The sequence below is a fragment of the Kribbella sp. NPDC051620 genome (assembly GCF_044453825.1).
Taxonomy (GTDB): Bacteria; Actinomycetota; Actinomycetes; order Propionibacteriales; family Kribbellaceae; genus Kribbella.
On sequence record NZ_JBITDB010000006.1, the window covers coordinates 315,350 to 330,253 of the forward strand.

Consider the following 14,904-nt stretch of genomic DNA (forward strand, 5'->3'; position numbering starts at 1 on the left):
ATACCCCGCAGACAAACGCTTACCGGCGCAAGCCGGGCCTTTGTGCCGGGTATTGATGTACTGGCCGTCCCGCTACTCGCAAGCCACCCCGTCGCCGTCTCGGTCCAGCTTGCTGGAGTAGCCGGGTTCGCCTCGGTGGATGGGGGCGGCGCCGGCGGCTCGGACCTCGGTGCAGTTGGCGTAGTACGCGCTGGCGGTGGTCTTGGTGGCCGTGGGCTTCGGCTTCGGCTTGGTGGTGGTTCGGTGGGTGGTCGGCTTTCTGGTCGGCTTCGGGGCGGAGATCCTCTTCGGTGGCTTGACGGTCGGTACGACGGTGGCCGGCTTTTTCGGTGGGATCGATACCAGTGGGGCCGGCTTGGCGGCCGGCGTACTGGTGACCGTGGTGGTGACTGTGGTCTGGGACGCGGCCCGGTTTTCGGTGGTGGTGGCGCCGCAAGCGGTGGCTAGCGCGGTAGCGGCGATGAGGCCTGCGAAGGCTTTCAGGGCAGGCTGGAATCTGATCATTACTCCCCCAACCCGTCCCCGGTTCCCCCCGGGACGGGATCGTTGTCGCCCGGGCCCCCACGGTCCGAGCGACCCCATGCCTACCAGTCGTTCATCACACCCCGCGACGGGTGAACGGCCATTACTCGCGAGTCGTCCCTCTTTCGTTACCTAGCGCGATCAACCCTCGGTACTACGGAAAGCGTTCTGAAGGACTTGACGATCTGGCCGAGGTCTTCGTCGGCGATCTCGGGATAGGCGGTCAGGCGGGTGTGTACTGCGTGGGCGATCGGGAGGTCGGTGGACGCGGTGGCGAGGGCGACGTCCTTGGCGGCCAGGCGGACGGGGAAGTAGGCGTCGGTGGCGAAGGCGCGTCCGGCCAGGCCTGCCAGGGCTGAAGAGGAGAGGGCTGCTTTGACGTGCGCTTCGGGGATGCCGAGGGCGTCGGCCAGCGCCATTGCTTCGGCTACTACGGCCACCCCATTGATCACGGCGTTGATCAAGACGAGTTTCAGGGCGGCGCCGGTGCCGACGGGGCCGGTGCGGTTGACCGTGCCGAAGAGCTCGAGCAGCGGAAGTACCGGGTCTGCTTCGCCGCCGACCATCAGGAGGAGTTCGCCGCTCGCCGCGCGATCCACGCTGCCCATCACCGGGGCGTCGATCAGATTGACGGTCGCGGGCAGCAGACCGGCGAGTTCGGCGACGACCTCCGGGCCGATGGTGGATGCGTCGATCAGCACGGCGCCCGGCTTGAGCGAGCTCGCGAAGGCTCCCACGACCTCGCGAACCGCTGCCGGATCCGCCAGCATCGTGATCACCACATCGGCATCCCGTACCGCGTCAGCAGGCGAGTCCACAACCTTGACCGTCTCGGAGCCCGTACCGGAGCCGACTGCTGCTCCGGCGAAGGCGAGCGCGCGGGTGGTGGTGCGATTCCAGACGGTCAGCGGGTAGCCGGCGGCCAGAACGCGGCGGGCCATCGGAGCGCCCATCGAGCCGAGGCCGAGGAAAGCGATCTTCGTGTTCTTGTCCATGCCCCAACGCTAGCCATCGCCGAGCAATGTGAGTAGCGAATGTCTAGCATGGAACCCATGCCGCAGCCGCATGATTTCTCGACGCCGCTCCTCCGCGTTTTCGTCGCGGTCGCCGCCCGCGGCTCGTTCACCGCTGCCGCCCCGGTCCTCGGCTACACCCAGTCCGCGGTCTCCCGGCAGATCTCAACCCTTGAAGACGAAGCCGGTACTGCGCTGTTCGACCGCCTCCCAAGAGGCGTCCGACTCACGGAGCCCGGCCGCCGTCTGCTTTCGCACGCCCAGGCCGTCCTCGACCGCCTCGACGCGGCCCGCCAGGAACTCACCGACCTCAGCGAACTGGCCACCGGCCGCCTCCGGGTCGCCGCCTTCGCCACCGCCGACGCCGCGCTGATCCCGCAAGCCATCGCCACCTTCCAGCGCCGCTACCCCGACGTGCGGATCAGCCTCCGTGAAGGCTTCACCTCCGGCCTGCTCGAACTACTCGGCGCCGGCGAAGCAGACGTCGCCGTCGTCAGCTACCCGGCCGTCCAGCACCTCGACGGCTTCGATCTCCGCAAGCTCCGGGACGATTTCATGTACGTCGCTCTGCCACCGACCCACCGCCTCGCCCGCCGCCGCCAGGTCCGCCTCACCGACCTGCAGGACGAGCAGTGGATCGCAGGCAGCTCCCGCCCTGAGGACACTCTGATCAGCGCCTGCCTCCGCACCGGCTTCCAGCCCAAGATCGGATTCGTCGCCCGCGACTGGATGGCCAAACAAGGTTTCGTTGCCGCAGGCACCGGAATCACCCTGGTCCCGTCGCTGGCCGCCGAAGCCGTCCGCCCCGACATCAAGCTCGTCCGCATCCACCCCGACGACATGCCGCCCCGCCAGATCTACACCGCCACCATCAGCGGCCTCACCCCCTCCCCCGCAACGCGCGCCTTCCTCGAGATCCTCCACACCTGACGACTGCAACTGGCCCAAGGCGGAGGCCGGGGCCGGCGCCCGCGGGCATGGCGAGCGAGCGGCGATCTGCCCGCACTTGCTAGCTGACTGCGGGCCTGGCGGCGTACGCTCGGAGCCGTGTCTGGTCCGTGGAGTCCGGTGAAGCTGTTCCAATGGCTCCGCGCCAAAGACGCCGGGTTGTCCGCGACCCGTCGCGCGGGACGCGCCGCAGTCGTGATGCCGGCGGCGTTCGCCTTCGCCTATCTGGTGCTCGACAATCCGGTGATCGCGATCTTCGCGTCGTTCGGGTCGATGTCGACGGTGCTGTTCGTCGACTTCAGCGGTAGCAAGCTCGAGCGGATCCAGGCCCAGCTGAGCCTGATCGCCGCCGGCCTGATCCTGATCTCGATCGGTACCGTTGCCTCCGGCTCCGTCTGGACGGCCGCCGCCGCGACCCTGATCGTTGCCTTCATCATCTTGTTCGTCGGCGTCATCAGCTCAGTACTCGCCAGCGCGACAATCGCCCTGCTGGCCAGCTTCATCCTCCCCGTCAGCCTCCCCGGCGGCATGACCACGCTCCCCGACCGCCTCATCGGCTGGCTACTGGCAGGCGCCGCCTCCCTCATCGCCATCACCCTCCTCTGGCCGGCCCCGACCCGCGAGCCTCTCCGCGGCCCCACCGCCCACGCCTGCACTCTGCTCGCCAGGCGCCTCCGAGCCGGCCTCGACTGCCTCCGCAACCCAGCCGACACCGAGAACAAAGCCGCCCTGATCTACCAAGCCGGCGAAGCCTCCGCAGCAGTAGCCGAACTCCGCAAAACCTTCTTCGGTACGCCGTACCGCCCCACCGGCCTCTCAACCTCCGCCCGAACCCTGGTCCGGGTGGTCGACGAAGTCATCTGGCTCAACTCCGTCCTCGAACCCCACCCCCGCATGCCGAACCGCGGCCCAGCCGCCCCCTATCTGATCGCCGTCTACGAGGCATCCGCTGATCTCCTCGACCGAGCCGCCTACGTCCTCGACGACGACAACAGCAACCTCACCGGCTTCGAGGAGACCCTCAGCCGACTTCACGAGGCACGTCTCGCCCTGGAACAAGCCGTCACCGAACTGCCGGCATCACCAGCGAGCGACGACAGCATGGTCAAAGCCTTCGTCAGCGCACTCGAACCGACCTTCCGAGCCCAGGAGATGAGCTTCGCCGTCGCCGCCATCGCGGAGAACATCGAACTCGCAGTAGCAGCCCGCGGCCGCAGCTGGTGGGGTCACCTCCTCGGCCGCGGCCCCACCGGCCCCGGCTCACCCCTGTCGTCTGTCAAGGAGCGTGCAGGCGCGCATCTGGAGCTCCACTCGGTCTGGCTCCACAACAGCATCCGGGGCGCGGTCGGCCTCGCCCTGGCCGTCTTGATCGCGGACCTCACCGGCGTGCAGCACTCGTTCTGGGTCGTCTTCGGCACCCTCGCCGTACTGCGCTCCAACGCCTTGAGCACCGGCCAGAACGCCCTCCGCGGACTAGCCGGCACAGTGGCCGGCATCATCATCGGCGGCGCCGTAGTACTGGCCATCGGCTCCAACACCACTGTCGCCTGGTTCCTGCTGCCGATCGCCGTACTACTCGCAGGACTGGCCCCTGCGGCGTTCTCGTTCGCGGCAGGGCAGGCCGCGTTCACCGGCGTACTGCTGATCCTGTTCGACATCATCTCGCCAGCAGGCTGGGAGATCGGGCTAGTACGCATCGAAGACGTAGCGATCGGCTCTGCGGTGAGTCTGCTCGTCGGACTGCTCCTGTGGCCGCGTGGGGCAACAGCCGCTCTGCAGCAGGCGCTAGCCGAGGGGTACTCCGACAGCGCCCACTACCTGCGCCAGGCGATCGCCTATGCGGTGAGCCGCTGCGACGGTCGAGCCGGGCCGGCCGCAGTACCGGATGAAGCCTCGAGGAAGGCTGCTGCCGCTGCACGCCGACTCGACGACGCCTTCCGGACCTACCTGGCCGAGCGGGGCGGCAAGCAACTCCCCCTGGCCAACGTGGCGACGCTGGTGTCGGGCGTCGCGGTACTGCGCATCACTGTGGACGCCATCCTCGAGCTGTGGAGTCGTGGCGACTCCCCGACGGGCGACCGGACAGCTGCCCGGATGGAGCTCATCGACGCCACCGGTGTGCTCGTGGACTGGTACCAGGAGACCGCCCTCGCGCTGGCCGGAGCAGGCGAGGTACCGACCCCGATCGAGCGGGACGGCGACGCAGAGGAACGCCTGGTCAACGCAGTACGCACTGACCTCACCGCAGACGACGGACGGTGGACCGCGACGGCAGTACGGATGCTCTGGACCGCCGACCACCTCGACGGACTACGCCGCCTGCAACGCGCGCTCGAGGTCCAGCCTTGATTTAGTCAGAGACTCGTACCATATTGGTGCTCAGGGGGTGTCTCTGATGAGTACTGCGGTGCAGGTCCTCGCCGTCGTGATCGGCGTGATCCTGGTGTCGGTCTGGGCGATGGAGCTGTGGTTCTACAAGAACCGCCGGCTCTACTTCATGTTCCTGATCAAGCCGGCCGACTACGATGCCGTCCGGCTCTGGCGGATCTGTATCGCGTACTACAACCTCACGACGGCTGCGGCGCTGTTCATCGGGACGTACCTGCTGCACACGAGCCATCCGGACGCCGGTCAGGCGTTGATCCTGTTCACCGCGTGCCAGCATGTCTTCCTCGCGGTCGTCATGCTGGTCACGCAGCCGAGGCTCTGGCTCAACTCCGTGATGGAAGCCGTGCCGAACCTCGTCCTCCTCGTCGTCGCGGCGACGACCTAGCGCATCAGCGGCGGCGGCCCCAGCGGGTGGTGCCGATGCCGGCCAGGTGCAGGGCGATGCAGAGCAGGCCGGCCATCAGCAGGGTCTGCGGCGTGAAGGCGTCACTGACGGAAGCGTTCGCCCAGTCGAGAATGAGCGCGAGTCCGAAGATCACTGCGGCGATAATGGCGAACATGGTGTTTCTCCTGTCGAGATTCCGGGCGGGGAAGCGCTCAGGTACCCGGTGTGGGCGTTCAGCTAACGGACAGCTGGTGGTCGCCACTCTCAACACCCGCGGGATGCCGGTCAAGGGCTCGAACCTCACGGTCCGGTACGCCGAGATCGCGCGCGCCTTCGAGGCGTCGCCGGCGCAGGTCGTCAACGTCCAGGAGGTCTTGACCTACTACCATCTACGCCGACTCGCGATGGGCATGCCGTCGTTCCGGGCTGCCTACCGCCCGTCGCTCGCCGGGCCAGCCGGCGGTGTGGTGACGTTCTCACGACTGCCGCTGGAGTCCACGCGATATCAGCGGCTGCCGGCGCCCCGGAGTGCGGAGCGATCGTTGCGCTGGCGGGGATTCCTGAAGGGCGCATTGGTGACCCGGGTCGCCGGGGTGTCGATCGTGAACGTGCACCTGCTCGCCAACACCGACGGCACCTGGTCGGCGTCGAACAGATTTCACCCGATCCATCGGGCGCAACTGACCGCACTCGCGCAGGTGGTCGCGGAACTCTCATCGCCCTGCATCGTGACCGGCGACTTCAACATCCCACTGCAAAAGCCTTTGGTACAAGAGTTTCTGAGCACCACCAAGCTGACCGACGCATTCGGCGGCGAGTGCGCGCCGACGTTCCAGCAGGCCTATCTGCCGGCCGGGATGCGGTCCCAGTGCATCGACTTCATCCTGACCGCCGGGCTGACGACCGAGTCGGCCGAGGTGGTCTTCGAGGAGGAGTCGCCAACCCTCGGCTACCTCTCCGACCATCTCGGCCTCCAGGCTCGGCTCAGCCGATCGGCTTCCAAGGACCGCTAGGCGCGGTGCTCGGCGGCTGGTTGTTGTTGAACCACTTGGCTTCGTACAGGCGGCCCTCGTACAAGGCCCGGTCGCCGGTCCGGAACACTCGCGAGGCCGTCCAGATCGTCGTGCCGTCCTCGGTCATCGCCAGCTCTTCCCAGGCGCCATAGGGCGCGCCCGGCTTCTGGTTCTGGCTCGCCCAGGACGCCAGGTAGACCTTGCCGTCGAGGCTGACCCTTGTCCCGGCCTTGTAGGAGGCAGCGGGGCTCCAGGCCGGCGGTAGGTTCACCGTCACCGTGGCAACGCCGGTAGCTGCGTCGAGTGAGTCGCTGCCGGAGTACGAGACCGTTAGCGGGTGCGTGCCGGATGCGAGACCCACTGGCAGCGGGAAGCTCGCAGTACCGGCATTGAGAGTGCCAGTGCCACGTACCTTGTCGCCCTCGCGCAGTTCGACCGTGCCAGTCACCGGTAGGTCGTCAGCGGTCACCTTGACCGTCACCTTGGCCGCAGTGCCCCAGTCCACCGGAGCAGACGTCGCACAGTCGCCTCGCCTTTGACGGTCCGGAACACCGCAGGCTGCGCTACCGCAGTACCGGCGTCTGCACTGACTGCCGAGACGATCCACCCGTACGACGTCGCCGGCGCGAGCCCCGTCCAGGTCACCGAGGCCGTGCCGTTGGCCACCACGTCGTCCGACCCGATCTCGGTGGTCGGTACGTACGCCGCGAGCGAGTCCGTCGAGAAGGACGTCTTGCGCGTCGTCAGGTCGACCGGCAGCGTCAGGTTGTCCTCGGCGCCGTTGTAGCGCGGCTTGGTCTGGCTACCGTCCTGGCGTACGTCGTACTCGGTCGCCCCGAAGTTGCCGAGGAACGGCGAGTACGTGTCGATGTGCAGCTCAGCCCGCTTGACGTCGAACTGCAGCAGCCGCAGGAAGCTCGCGCCGAACTGCAGCCGGTCCGTCGCCTTGTGGTCCGGCTTGCCATCACCGTTGACATCGATGTTGCCTGCGGCATCGACCAGCTTCGGCCACAACTCACTGGCCGGGACCGTGTAGAACTGGTAGTCCGCCAGCAGCTCGACGACATCGTGCGCGACCGTCACGCCGACCTTCGTCTTCAGGTTGGTGCCGACGCCGTGCTCGTGACCAGCCAGCACCAGGAAGACGTTCGGGTTGCTCTCGACGACCTGCTTGTAGAGCGGCGAGCCGTCCGGCGAGGAGAAGTCGGCGCCGCGGCCGTCGGGGTTGGGCGACGGCTTGAGGTAGTCGTGGGACAACAGGATCCCGTTGCGGTCCTTGTACCGCTTGAAGATCGAGTCGGCCCACCTGGCCTCGTCGGGCGTCACGCCGTACGAGAGGCCGACGGCGACGAAGTCGAGTCCGCCGGCGGAGTACAGGACGTAGTTGTTCTGGTTGTCCTTGCCCGGCGTGATGCTGCCGTCGGGGTTCGTCTTCTCGTCCCACGCGTGGTACTCGGTGCCGGCCGGCCAGGTCTTGGCCAGTGCGTTGTACCGATCGGCGCTGAACATCTTGCTGAACCGCGAGTCCGGTCCGGTCTCGGCGCCCAGCTGGTTGTCGTGGTTGCCGGCGATGACCTGGTTGACCACGCCGTTGTCGTCCAGGATCTTCTGGTAGCTCGACGCGGCCGCTAGCTCTTTGTCGACTTCCGCGTTCAGGCCGGGACGCTGCAGCGAGCCGTCCGGGTTCTTGGCCAGCGGGTCGTAGCAGTCGTTCTCGATGATGTCGCCGGTGTGCGCGGCGTACGCGATCTTGCGGCCGGCCGCGTTGTCGGCGATCCACTGCGTCTCGTTGCGGTACGCCGCCGCCCAGATCGCCTGCTCCTCGGCGGTCTCGACATCCGACGCCTCGCTCTGGCCGTCCCAGTCGTCGTACGTTCCACCGGCGGCGCCCTCGGTCAGGTACTGCGTGTCGGTGAAGTGCGCGATCGAGAAGTCGTACGTGCCAGGGTCCTCGAAGTGGTCCTTGGTGTTCTGCGCCGAGGCGTCGCGCGGTTCCAGATCGTCGGCGAAAGGATCCTCACCGGTGACCAGCACGTGTGCGATCCCGCCATCGCGGTACTGAGCATCCAGCTGGGCAGTCAGTACCGTGCTCTGGCCGGTTCGGCCGCGGGCGCTGGTCAGCGCGACCCACTTCTGTGCCGCCTTGTCCCAAACTCTGAAAGCCACGACACGGGCCGGGTCGATCGTGCCTTCCCAGCGCAGAGTCGGAGTCTTCGCGGTCGTCCCGAGGTTGAGGTCGTATCGCTGGAAGACCACGTCCCGCGCTGACTGCGTGTCGATCGTCTTGCCGTCGAGCGGCCGCAACGAGTCGACCTGCACCGAGCCGTCATGCGTGATGTCGAGCGTGGTCGGTACCGCGCTCGCGATGCCCTGGTAGCCGCTCGACGGCAGCACGACGTCCGCCTTGGTGAACGTCGCCTTGAGCGGTACGCCGTCCTCGCCGGGGATCTTGGCGGCGAGCGTGGCCGACGGGGCGTTGCGACCGGCGACCGTTGCCTTCAGCTCGGTCGGTACGTCCGGAATGCTCGCGCTGGTGAAGTGCACCTGCCTCGTGGCCGTGTTGCCGAGCGAGTCGGTCGCGGTGACCGCGATCGTGTGCGCACCGGCCGGCAGGCCATGGCCGATCTGGTCGCCTTGCTTGACTGCCTTGCCGTCGAGCGTGATGGCCGGCGTACCGGCGATTGCTGAAGCGTCCTTGACCTTGACGGTGAGCGCGACCGTCGACGTCAGCTTCTGGCCCTCGGCCGGGACGCTGCTCTCGATCTCCGGCGCCGTGTTGTCGACGGAGAAGCGGCGGGTCGAGGTCTTGTCGCCGACGACGGCCTCGAGCGTGTGCGCGCCGTCCGCGATCGTCTTGGTGTCGACGTCGGCGCGCAGGCCCAGGGCCGGTGCGGGCGTGCCATCGGCGGCGGTGACGTCGAAGAGGATCGCCTTGTCCAGTACGGAGTTGAAGCTGTTGCCGCAGGTGCCGTCGCCGATGTAGGTGGTGACCGGCGTGCCGGCCGGGTAGCTCGCAGAACCGATCGTGACGGTGGTACCGGCGATGAGCTTGGTCAGCTGGGTCGCCTTGGCCTGCGCTGGTTGCAGCTCGAGATCTCTGATCGTGAAGTCGTCGTAGTTGTCGCAGCCGCCGGCGTTGGCGCTGCCGTGGTCGTTGCCCGCGACGAACTCGATCGTGTTGACGCCCGGCACGAGCCATTCGTTCGGGAAGGTGAGGTCAGCGGTCTCCTTCTCCCAGATGCCGAGCTTGAGCGGGATGCCGTTGATCAGCACGAGGTTGTCGTAGCCGTTGTCGGAACCGTTGCCGCCGATGAACAGCTTCAGGTGCGCGTCGCCGCCACTGCCCAGCGTCTCGATCGTGCGGGTGGTCGGAGCATCGGCGATGGTGAAGTGGAACTCGGCCTCCTTGTTGGGGCCACAAGTGCCATCGCCCAGCGCGAGCGATGCGTCCGTGGTCGGCGTCTTGGTGACCGCGGATCCGGTGGTGGTCACCAGATACGTCGTACCGGCGGTGACCGTGCCCGCGGTGCTCAGCGCGAGCGCTGCGGAGGTACGGGTGAGCTTGAAGTCGTCGTGGTTCGCGCAGGTCGCGCCGCTCGCCGTGCCGTTGTAGTCGCCGGTCTTGAGCTGGACCGTGTTGTCACCGGGCTTGAGGAATCGCTGCGGGAGCTTGAGGCTGATCGCTTCCGCGCCATTGACCCCGTAGTCGCCACCGAGGTCGACACGGCTGCCGTTGACCAGCAAATAGTTGTGGTACTTCGCTTCGGCGGAGTTGCCGGCCTCGATCGTGAGGTTGAGGGTTGCGGTGCCTTGAGCCAGGGTTTCCGCGTTCTGGGCCGGCTGGTCGTCGATCGCGAGCGACTCGACCTGGTCGTGGCTGCCGTTCGGGAGGGCCGCGATGATCGGCTGGGTGCTCTTGAGCAGCGCGCCGTCGGCCGGGGTCAGCTTGGCGGCGCCGGCCGGGGAGTTGTTGACGTCGACGGTGACGCTCTGCACCTTGCCCGACTTGCTGGTGGCAGTCACGGTATGGGTGCCGTTGGCAAGCGTTGTGGTGTCGAGGTCCTTGCTCAGGCCCGCTGTGCTACCCGGTTCCCCGGAGAGCACGAAGGTCAGATCCTGGGTGAGCAGGTGCTTCGAGCTGCCGCAGGTACCGTCACCGAAGCTGTAGCTGAACGCGTTCTGCTCGCCGTCGATGACCACGCCGAGCAGGCTCAGGCTGAGGCTCGTCAACGGGAAGTCGTCGTAGTTGGGGCAGCGCGCGCCTTCACCGTTCGGCAGTACTTCGTACCCGACCGCGGCGGTGTTGGTCGTGTCGACCCAGTTCGCGCCGGCGTGGACGGTGACCGTGTTGACGCCGGTCTTCAGCCAGTCGCCGTCCAGGTCAAGGGTGCCCGCCCGGCCGCCGGGGATGTCAGGGAAGAAGATGCGCTCGGCCGCGGCCGTGTGACCGTTGACGGTGATGTAGTTGTGGTATCGAGCCTCGGTGCCGTTGCCGCCCATGTCGAAGCTGAGGTGCGCCGTGCCGGCCGTCTTGGCGGCGTCGAGCTTCGTGCCATCGACGGTGATCGAGTCGACGGAGTCGTTCTCGGTGGCAGGCTCGGCCTGGACCTTGACCGTGCCTTCCAGTGTTTGGCCGGCGCGCAGGTTGAGGGTCGGGGCGCTGGCGTTCGGTGGGGCGTCCTCGGCACCTGCAGTGGTTGGGACGATCGCGGCACCGGAACCGGCTATCAGCGCTGTGGCTGCTAGTGCGGAGAGGACGCGGGTACGTCGTCCTGGGCGCAGTCGGAGTGTCATCTGGTTCGGTGTCTCCTTCAGAGAACAGCGGTGAGGTGGAGAGCAGCTAGGACGGTCATGCCGAGCCCGGCGATCGTTAGGCCGACAGCGGCTAGTACGGGGGCTATGCGGGTGGCTAGGCGTAGTACTGACTGGGTCTGGGCGCCTCGGACGACGACGGAGCTGCCTGCGATGGCCAGGAGGCCGACGGCGAAGAGGACTACGGCCATACCGGCGCCGAAGGTGATCACCAGCAGCAGCGCGAAGCCGGCCCGGCCGATGAACAGCCCGGCCACCAACACCAGGAACGCCGCCGGAGAAGGGGTGAGCCCACCGGAGATCCCCAACATCAACAGCCCCGGCCGCTTCGCTTCCTCATGGCCGTGCCCGTGTCCGTGCCCATGGCCGTGCCCATGGCCGTGGGAGCCTGTTTGGAGATGGCGTCGGGCCAGGTACAGCCCAGTGGCCGCTACCAGGAGGCCGGCGATCAACTGCAGAGCTGTGGTGAGCTGCTGCATCCGGATCACATCGGCGAGCGACAAGAAGGTCCAGGCGAGCGCAATGACCAGCACCGAGATGGTGTGCATGACTGCGACAGACCCACCCAGCCAGGCTGCGTCTTTGACTTTCCCCTGGGAGCCAACGAGATAGGCCGCGGCGAGACTCTTCCCATGCCCCGGCATCACCGCATGCCCTGCCCCTGCAAGAAACGCGAGCCCAAACGCAACCGTCGGCACACCAGGCGAGGTGACGAAGTTCTGCAACTGATCGGAGAGCGCGAGGGTGATCATGCGGCCACCTGCTGACGGCGCGTCTGGCGTAGTCGCCTTACCGCCAGCAGTATTAGTGCCACGACGAGCACTACTCCCCCGGCCACCGCCGAGAGCTGGATCGCCGCGCTCCGACTGGCATCGGCTTCAGCTACGGCCGTTGCGCTGCCGGCTTGTTGGGCTGCCGAGGGACCAGCCATAGGTGTCCTTCTCGGTCGAGTAGACAGTGCGCTCGCCGTTCGGGCCGGTGGCGAGGGTTCGGTACGCGGGGTTGAGGTCGGTCAGCGTGCGGACGGTGATGTCGGCCTTCGCGACCGGCTCCGGGCAGGTGAAGGCGATCTCGACGCCGGTCTTGGCCAGTTGCTTCGGCGGCTCGACGATCCCGGCGCACCCTCGCCCGTTGGTACGTACTTTGATCTGCTGCAACAAGTAGGCGCTGAACTTCGCCGACGGACCGATCGCCGACGCATCCGCCGGCTCGAAGAAGGCGGCGCCGTCGAGCATGACCCGGCTCTGCGGCAGTACTCCGAGCGCGACGCCGAGCAGCGTCAGATCGTCAAGCCCACCGACCTTCCAGCGCACCCGCACCACGTCCGCCCGCGCCGGATCGAGCCGGATGGCGACAGTCTGCGGATCCCCGAACGGATGCGCCTCAGCCGGCTCAGCCGTGACGAGCGCGCCCAGGCCGATCGCGGTGAGCGCGCCGACGACGGCGAGCATACGTAGTACCGGCCGGACGCCCCGCATCGACAGCGACACCGGGCGCAGCGAATCAAGCACCAACGCCCCACCCCTCAGCCCCGAGCGCGTCGATCAACGCAACTCCCGGACTTTCCCGCCGCCCCGAGAACACCAATGCGCCTCTTGGTAATCCCCAAGAGACGCATTGGTGAACGGTTAACGGCAGCCTTTAAGGACTGGTGAGCAACAAACCCCGCAGGGTGACGACGCTAGAGGCTGAAGGCGATCGAGCGGACGATCAGCGCTGCCACGAACACAATCGTGAATGCCAGATCGAAGGCGATCCCACCAGCACGGACCGGCCTCACCCGGCGGCGTACCGGCTCGAGCACTGGCTCGGTCCAGGTATGCGTCAGCGTCCGCGCCTTCACGGCCCAGGCCGGTCCGCGTCCGACCACGCCGCCCCAGTCCAGCACCATCCGGGCGATCAGTACCAACAGGAACGCCGACAACGCGTACCCGACAAGCGCTCCAAGCAAGCTCATGACCAACTCCTTTGTTCCATCTTGCCAGGAACAACGAGGCAACCAACCCTGAAATGTCCCCCAACCCGACTTCTTAGCTGACTATCAGTTACAGCCCGAAGACCCGCTGGGCGTTGCCGCCGAGGAACAGACCGGTCGCCTCTTCGTCGAGGTCGAGGCTCTGGAGATCCCGCAGCGCCTTGGCCGGCGTGATCATCGGGTAGTTCGAGCCGAAGAGGATCTTGCGGCGGCCATGGGCGCGCAGGTACTCGACCAGGGCGGGCGGGTAGCGCTTAGTGGTGTACGCCGAGGTGTCGATGTAGACGTTCTCGTGCTTGGTCGCGACGGCGATCGCCTCGTCCGTCCACGGGTAGCCGATATGGCCGCCGACGATCTTGAGCTCCGGGAAGTCGAGTGCCACCTGGTCGAGATAGATCGGCCGCCCGACCTCGGACGGCATCAGCGGACCGGTGTGGCCGATCTGGGTACAGAACGGGACATCAGCTTCGCAGCAAGCGACGTACACCGGATAGAACCTGCGATCCGTCGGCGGCACCTCCCATAGCCAGGGCAGCACCCGGATCCCCTTGAAACCAAGCTCGTCGACGCATCGCCTCACCTCGCGCACCGCGTCCATCGGCTTCCTGATGTCGACCGATCCGACCCCCACCAACCGATCGGCCGCCTGCTCCACGAATCCGGCGACCTCATCGTTGGAGATCATCACGTTTCCCGGCGCGACCCAGGCCGAGATCAGCGACTTGTCCACACCCGCCTCGTCCATCGCCTCGACCGTCTTGGCAACCGGCTGCTCCTCGCGCGGAATCTCCGGCTGCCACCGCCGCAGCGAATCAAGCATCGGATCAGCCAGATGCCTTGTGGTCGAATGCTGAGCCCAAGCGTCGATGATCACGGTCTATTCTCCAGCGCGATGGTGGTCAGCAGGGTGTTGAACTTCCCGGCTTCTTCGAACGGCATGAAGTGGGCCGAGTTCTCGAACCAGTGCAGCTGTTTGGACGGCGCTTCGATCGCCTCGAAGTACTCCGCCGCCTGCTCGGCTGGAGTGACCTGGTCGTACCGGCCGACGAAGAGGTGGATGGGGATCTCGAACCGGCGGGCGGTGTGCAGCAGGTCCGTCTCGAGGGTCTCCGGCATCAGGTACCGGAACGAGAACTCCTGGGTGACCTGCCGCAGCTCGCCGAAGTACTCTCGCAGCAGGGCAGGATCCATCCGCGCGAACAACGCCTCTTGGCTGCCGTTGACCGTGCCGCCGAAGTACTGGACCCAGGCACGATGGACCAACGCGTCGGCGAACGTCGGTCCTCCGTCGGCGGCCGACTGCTGCATCCGGCGGAGAGCGGCGATCGCTTCGTCGTGCTGCTGCTCGGTCGCCTTCCGCAGGGCGAACTCGTACGCCGTCCGCGCGGCCCGCCGTCCGGAGACGAGCTGGCCGGCTCCGACGTACGCGTGCAGCCGCTCCGGGTACTCGCTCGCGATCATCGCGCCGAGCATGGTGCCCCACGAGTGCGCGACCAGGTAGACCTTCTTCTGCGCGAACTGTTCGGTCAGAACGTCGATCAACTCGACCGCGTCGGCGACGAACTGCCGCAACGTCATCGACTCAGCCGGGATCCCGGCATCGTACGACCGCCCGGCACCCCGTTGATCCCAGTGCGCCACCAGAAAGTGCTGCTCAAGCTCGGAGTTGTACGCCGCGAACAACGGCATCTCGGCCAACCCAGGCCCACCATGCAAGACGAGCAACAGCGGATTGCCCGCGTCGTCCCCCCGTACAGAAACCTCCTGCCCAAACCCACCGAGCACCACCCGCCCCCGAAACTCCACTCGCTCAGCCACCCGGCGACTCTAACCGCCAACAGGGCAACA

Annotated in this window: 14 protein-coding genes; 4 read left to right on the forward strand and 10 right to left on the reverse strand. The window is 67.0% G+C overall.

Going from position 1 to position 14,904, the window contains the following annotated elements:
* Positions 1-72: 72 nt before the first annotated feature.
* Positions 73-504, reverse strand: coding sequence for an excalibur calcium-binding domain-containing protein (locus ACIA12_RS31090; protein ID WP_396370745.1), 432 nt, complete (start codon positions 502-504; stop codon positions 73-75).
* 146 nt (positions 505-650) lie between these two features.
* Positions 651-1,517: an NAD(P)-dependent oxidoreductase gene (locus tag ACIA12_RS31095; RefSeq protein ID WP_396370746.1), complete on the reverse strand. Its 867-nt coding sequence runs from the start codon at positions 1,515-1,517 to the stop codon at positions 651-653.
* A gap of 57 nt (positions 1,518-1,574) precedes the next feature.
* Here ACIA12_RS31095 and ACIA12_RS31100 point away from each other — a divergent pair, with 57 nt between their 5' ends.
* The 3 genes from ACIA12_RS31100 to ACIA12_RS31110 all read left to right on the forward strand — a co-directional run bounded on the left by ACIA12_RS31100 (position 1,575) and on the right by ACIA12_RS31110 (position 5,256).
* Positions 1,575-2,465, forward strand: a complete 891-nt coding sequence (locus ACIA12_RS31100) for a LysR family transcriptional regulator (protein ID WP_396370747.1) — start codon at positions 1,575-1,577, stop codon at positions 2,463-2,465.
* 117 nt (positions 2,466-2,582) lie between these two features.
* Positions 2,583-4,832, forward strand: coding sequence for an FUSC family protein (locus tag ACIA12_RS31105; RefSeq protein ID WP_396370748.1), 2,250 nt, complete (start codon positions 2,583-2,585; stop codon positions 4,830-4,832).
* A 46-nt stretch (positions 4,833-4,878) separates the two neighbouring features.
* Positions 4,879-5,256, forward strand: coding sequence for a DUF1304 family protein (locus tag ACIA12_RS31110; RefSeq protein WP_396370749.1), 378 nt, complete (start codon positions 4,879-4,881; stop codon positions 5,254-5,256).
* Positions 5,257-5,260: 4 nt separating this feature from the next.
* Here ACIA12_RS31110 and ACIA12_RS31115 read toward each other — a convergent pair whose 3' ends face one another.
* Positions 5,261-5,431: a hypothetical protein gene (locus ACIA12_RS31115; protein ID WP_396370750.1), complete on the reverse strand. Its 171-nt coding sequence runs from the start codon at positions 5,429-5,431 to the stop codon at positions 5,261-5,263.
* Between the two features lie 76 nt (positions 5,432-5,507).
* Here ACIA12_RS31115 and ACIA12_RS31120 point away from each other — a divergent pair, with 76 nt between their 5' ends.
* Complete coding sequence (locus ACIA12_RS31120) at positions 5,508-6,269, forward strand: endonuclease/exonuclease/phosphatase family protein (RefSeq protein ID WP_396370751.1); 762 nt, start codon at positions 5,508-5,510, stop codon at positions 6,267-6,269.
* On the opposite strand, the gene ACIA12_RS31125 is transcribed toward ACIA12_RS31120, so the two are convergent.
* The 7 genes from ACIA12_RS31125 to ACIA12_RS31155 form a co-directional block, all read right to left on the reverse strand.
* Positions 6,241-6,774, reverse strand: a complete 534-nt coding sequence (locus ACIA12_RS31125; protein WP_396370752.1) for an Ig-like domain repeat protein — start codon at positions 6,772-6,774, stop codon at positions 6,241-6,243. The two genes, ACIA12_RS31120 and ACIA12_RS31125, sit on opposite strands and share 29 nt — an antisense overlap.
* Positions 6,747-11,063 (reverse strand): hypothetical protein, encoded by a 4,317-nt coding sequence (locus tag ACIA12_RS31130; protein WP_396370753.1) that lies wholly within the window; start codon positions 11,061-11,063, stop codon positions 6,747-6,749. The genes ACIA12_RS31125 and ACIA12_RS31130 overlap by 28 nt, the downstream gene beginning before the upstream one ends.
* A gap of 17 nt (positions 11,064-11,080) precedes the next feature.
* Positions 11,081-11,833 carry a cobalt transporter gene (locus tag ACIA12_RS31135; RefSeq protein WP_396370754.1) on the reverse strand — a complete coding sequence of 251 codons (753 nt, stop codon included), beginning with the start codon at positions 11,831-11,833 and terminating at the stop codon, positions 11,081-11,083.
* Between the two features lie 126 nt (positions 11,834-11,959).
* Complete coding sequence (locus tag ACIA12_RS31140; protein ID WP_396370755.1) at positions 11,960-12,592, reverse strand: hypothetical protein; 633 nt, start codon at positions 12,590-12,592, stop codon at positions 11,960-11,962.
* A gap of 170 nt (positions 12,593-12,762) precedes the next feature.
* A complete protein-coding gene (locus ACIA12_RS31145) occupies positions 12,763-13,038 on the reverse strand; it encodes a YggT family protein (protein WP_396370756.1) in 276 nt (91 codons plus the stop codon).
* Between the two features lie 88 nt (positions 13,039-13,126).
* On the reverse strand, positions 13,127-13,876 hold the full coding sequence (locus tag ACIA12_RS31150) for an amidohydrolase family protein (protein ID WP_396370757.1): 750 nt from the start codon (positions 13,874-13,876) through the stop codon (positions 13,127-13,129).
* A 50-nt stretch (positions 13,877-13,926) separates the two neighbouring features.
* On the reverse strand, positions 13,927-14,874 hold the full coding sequence (locus tag ACIA12_RS31155; RefSeq protein WP_396370758.1) for an alpha/beta fold hydrolase: 948 nt from the start codon (positions 14,872-14,874) through the stop codon (positions 13,927-13,929).
* Positions 14,875-14,904: the final 30 nt, after the last annotated feature.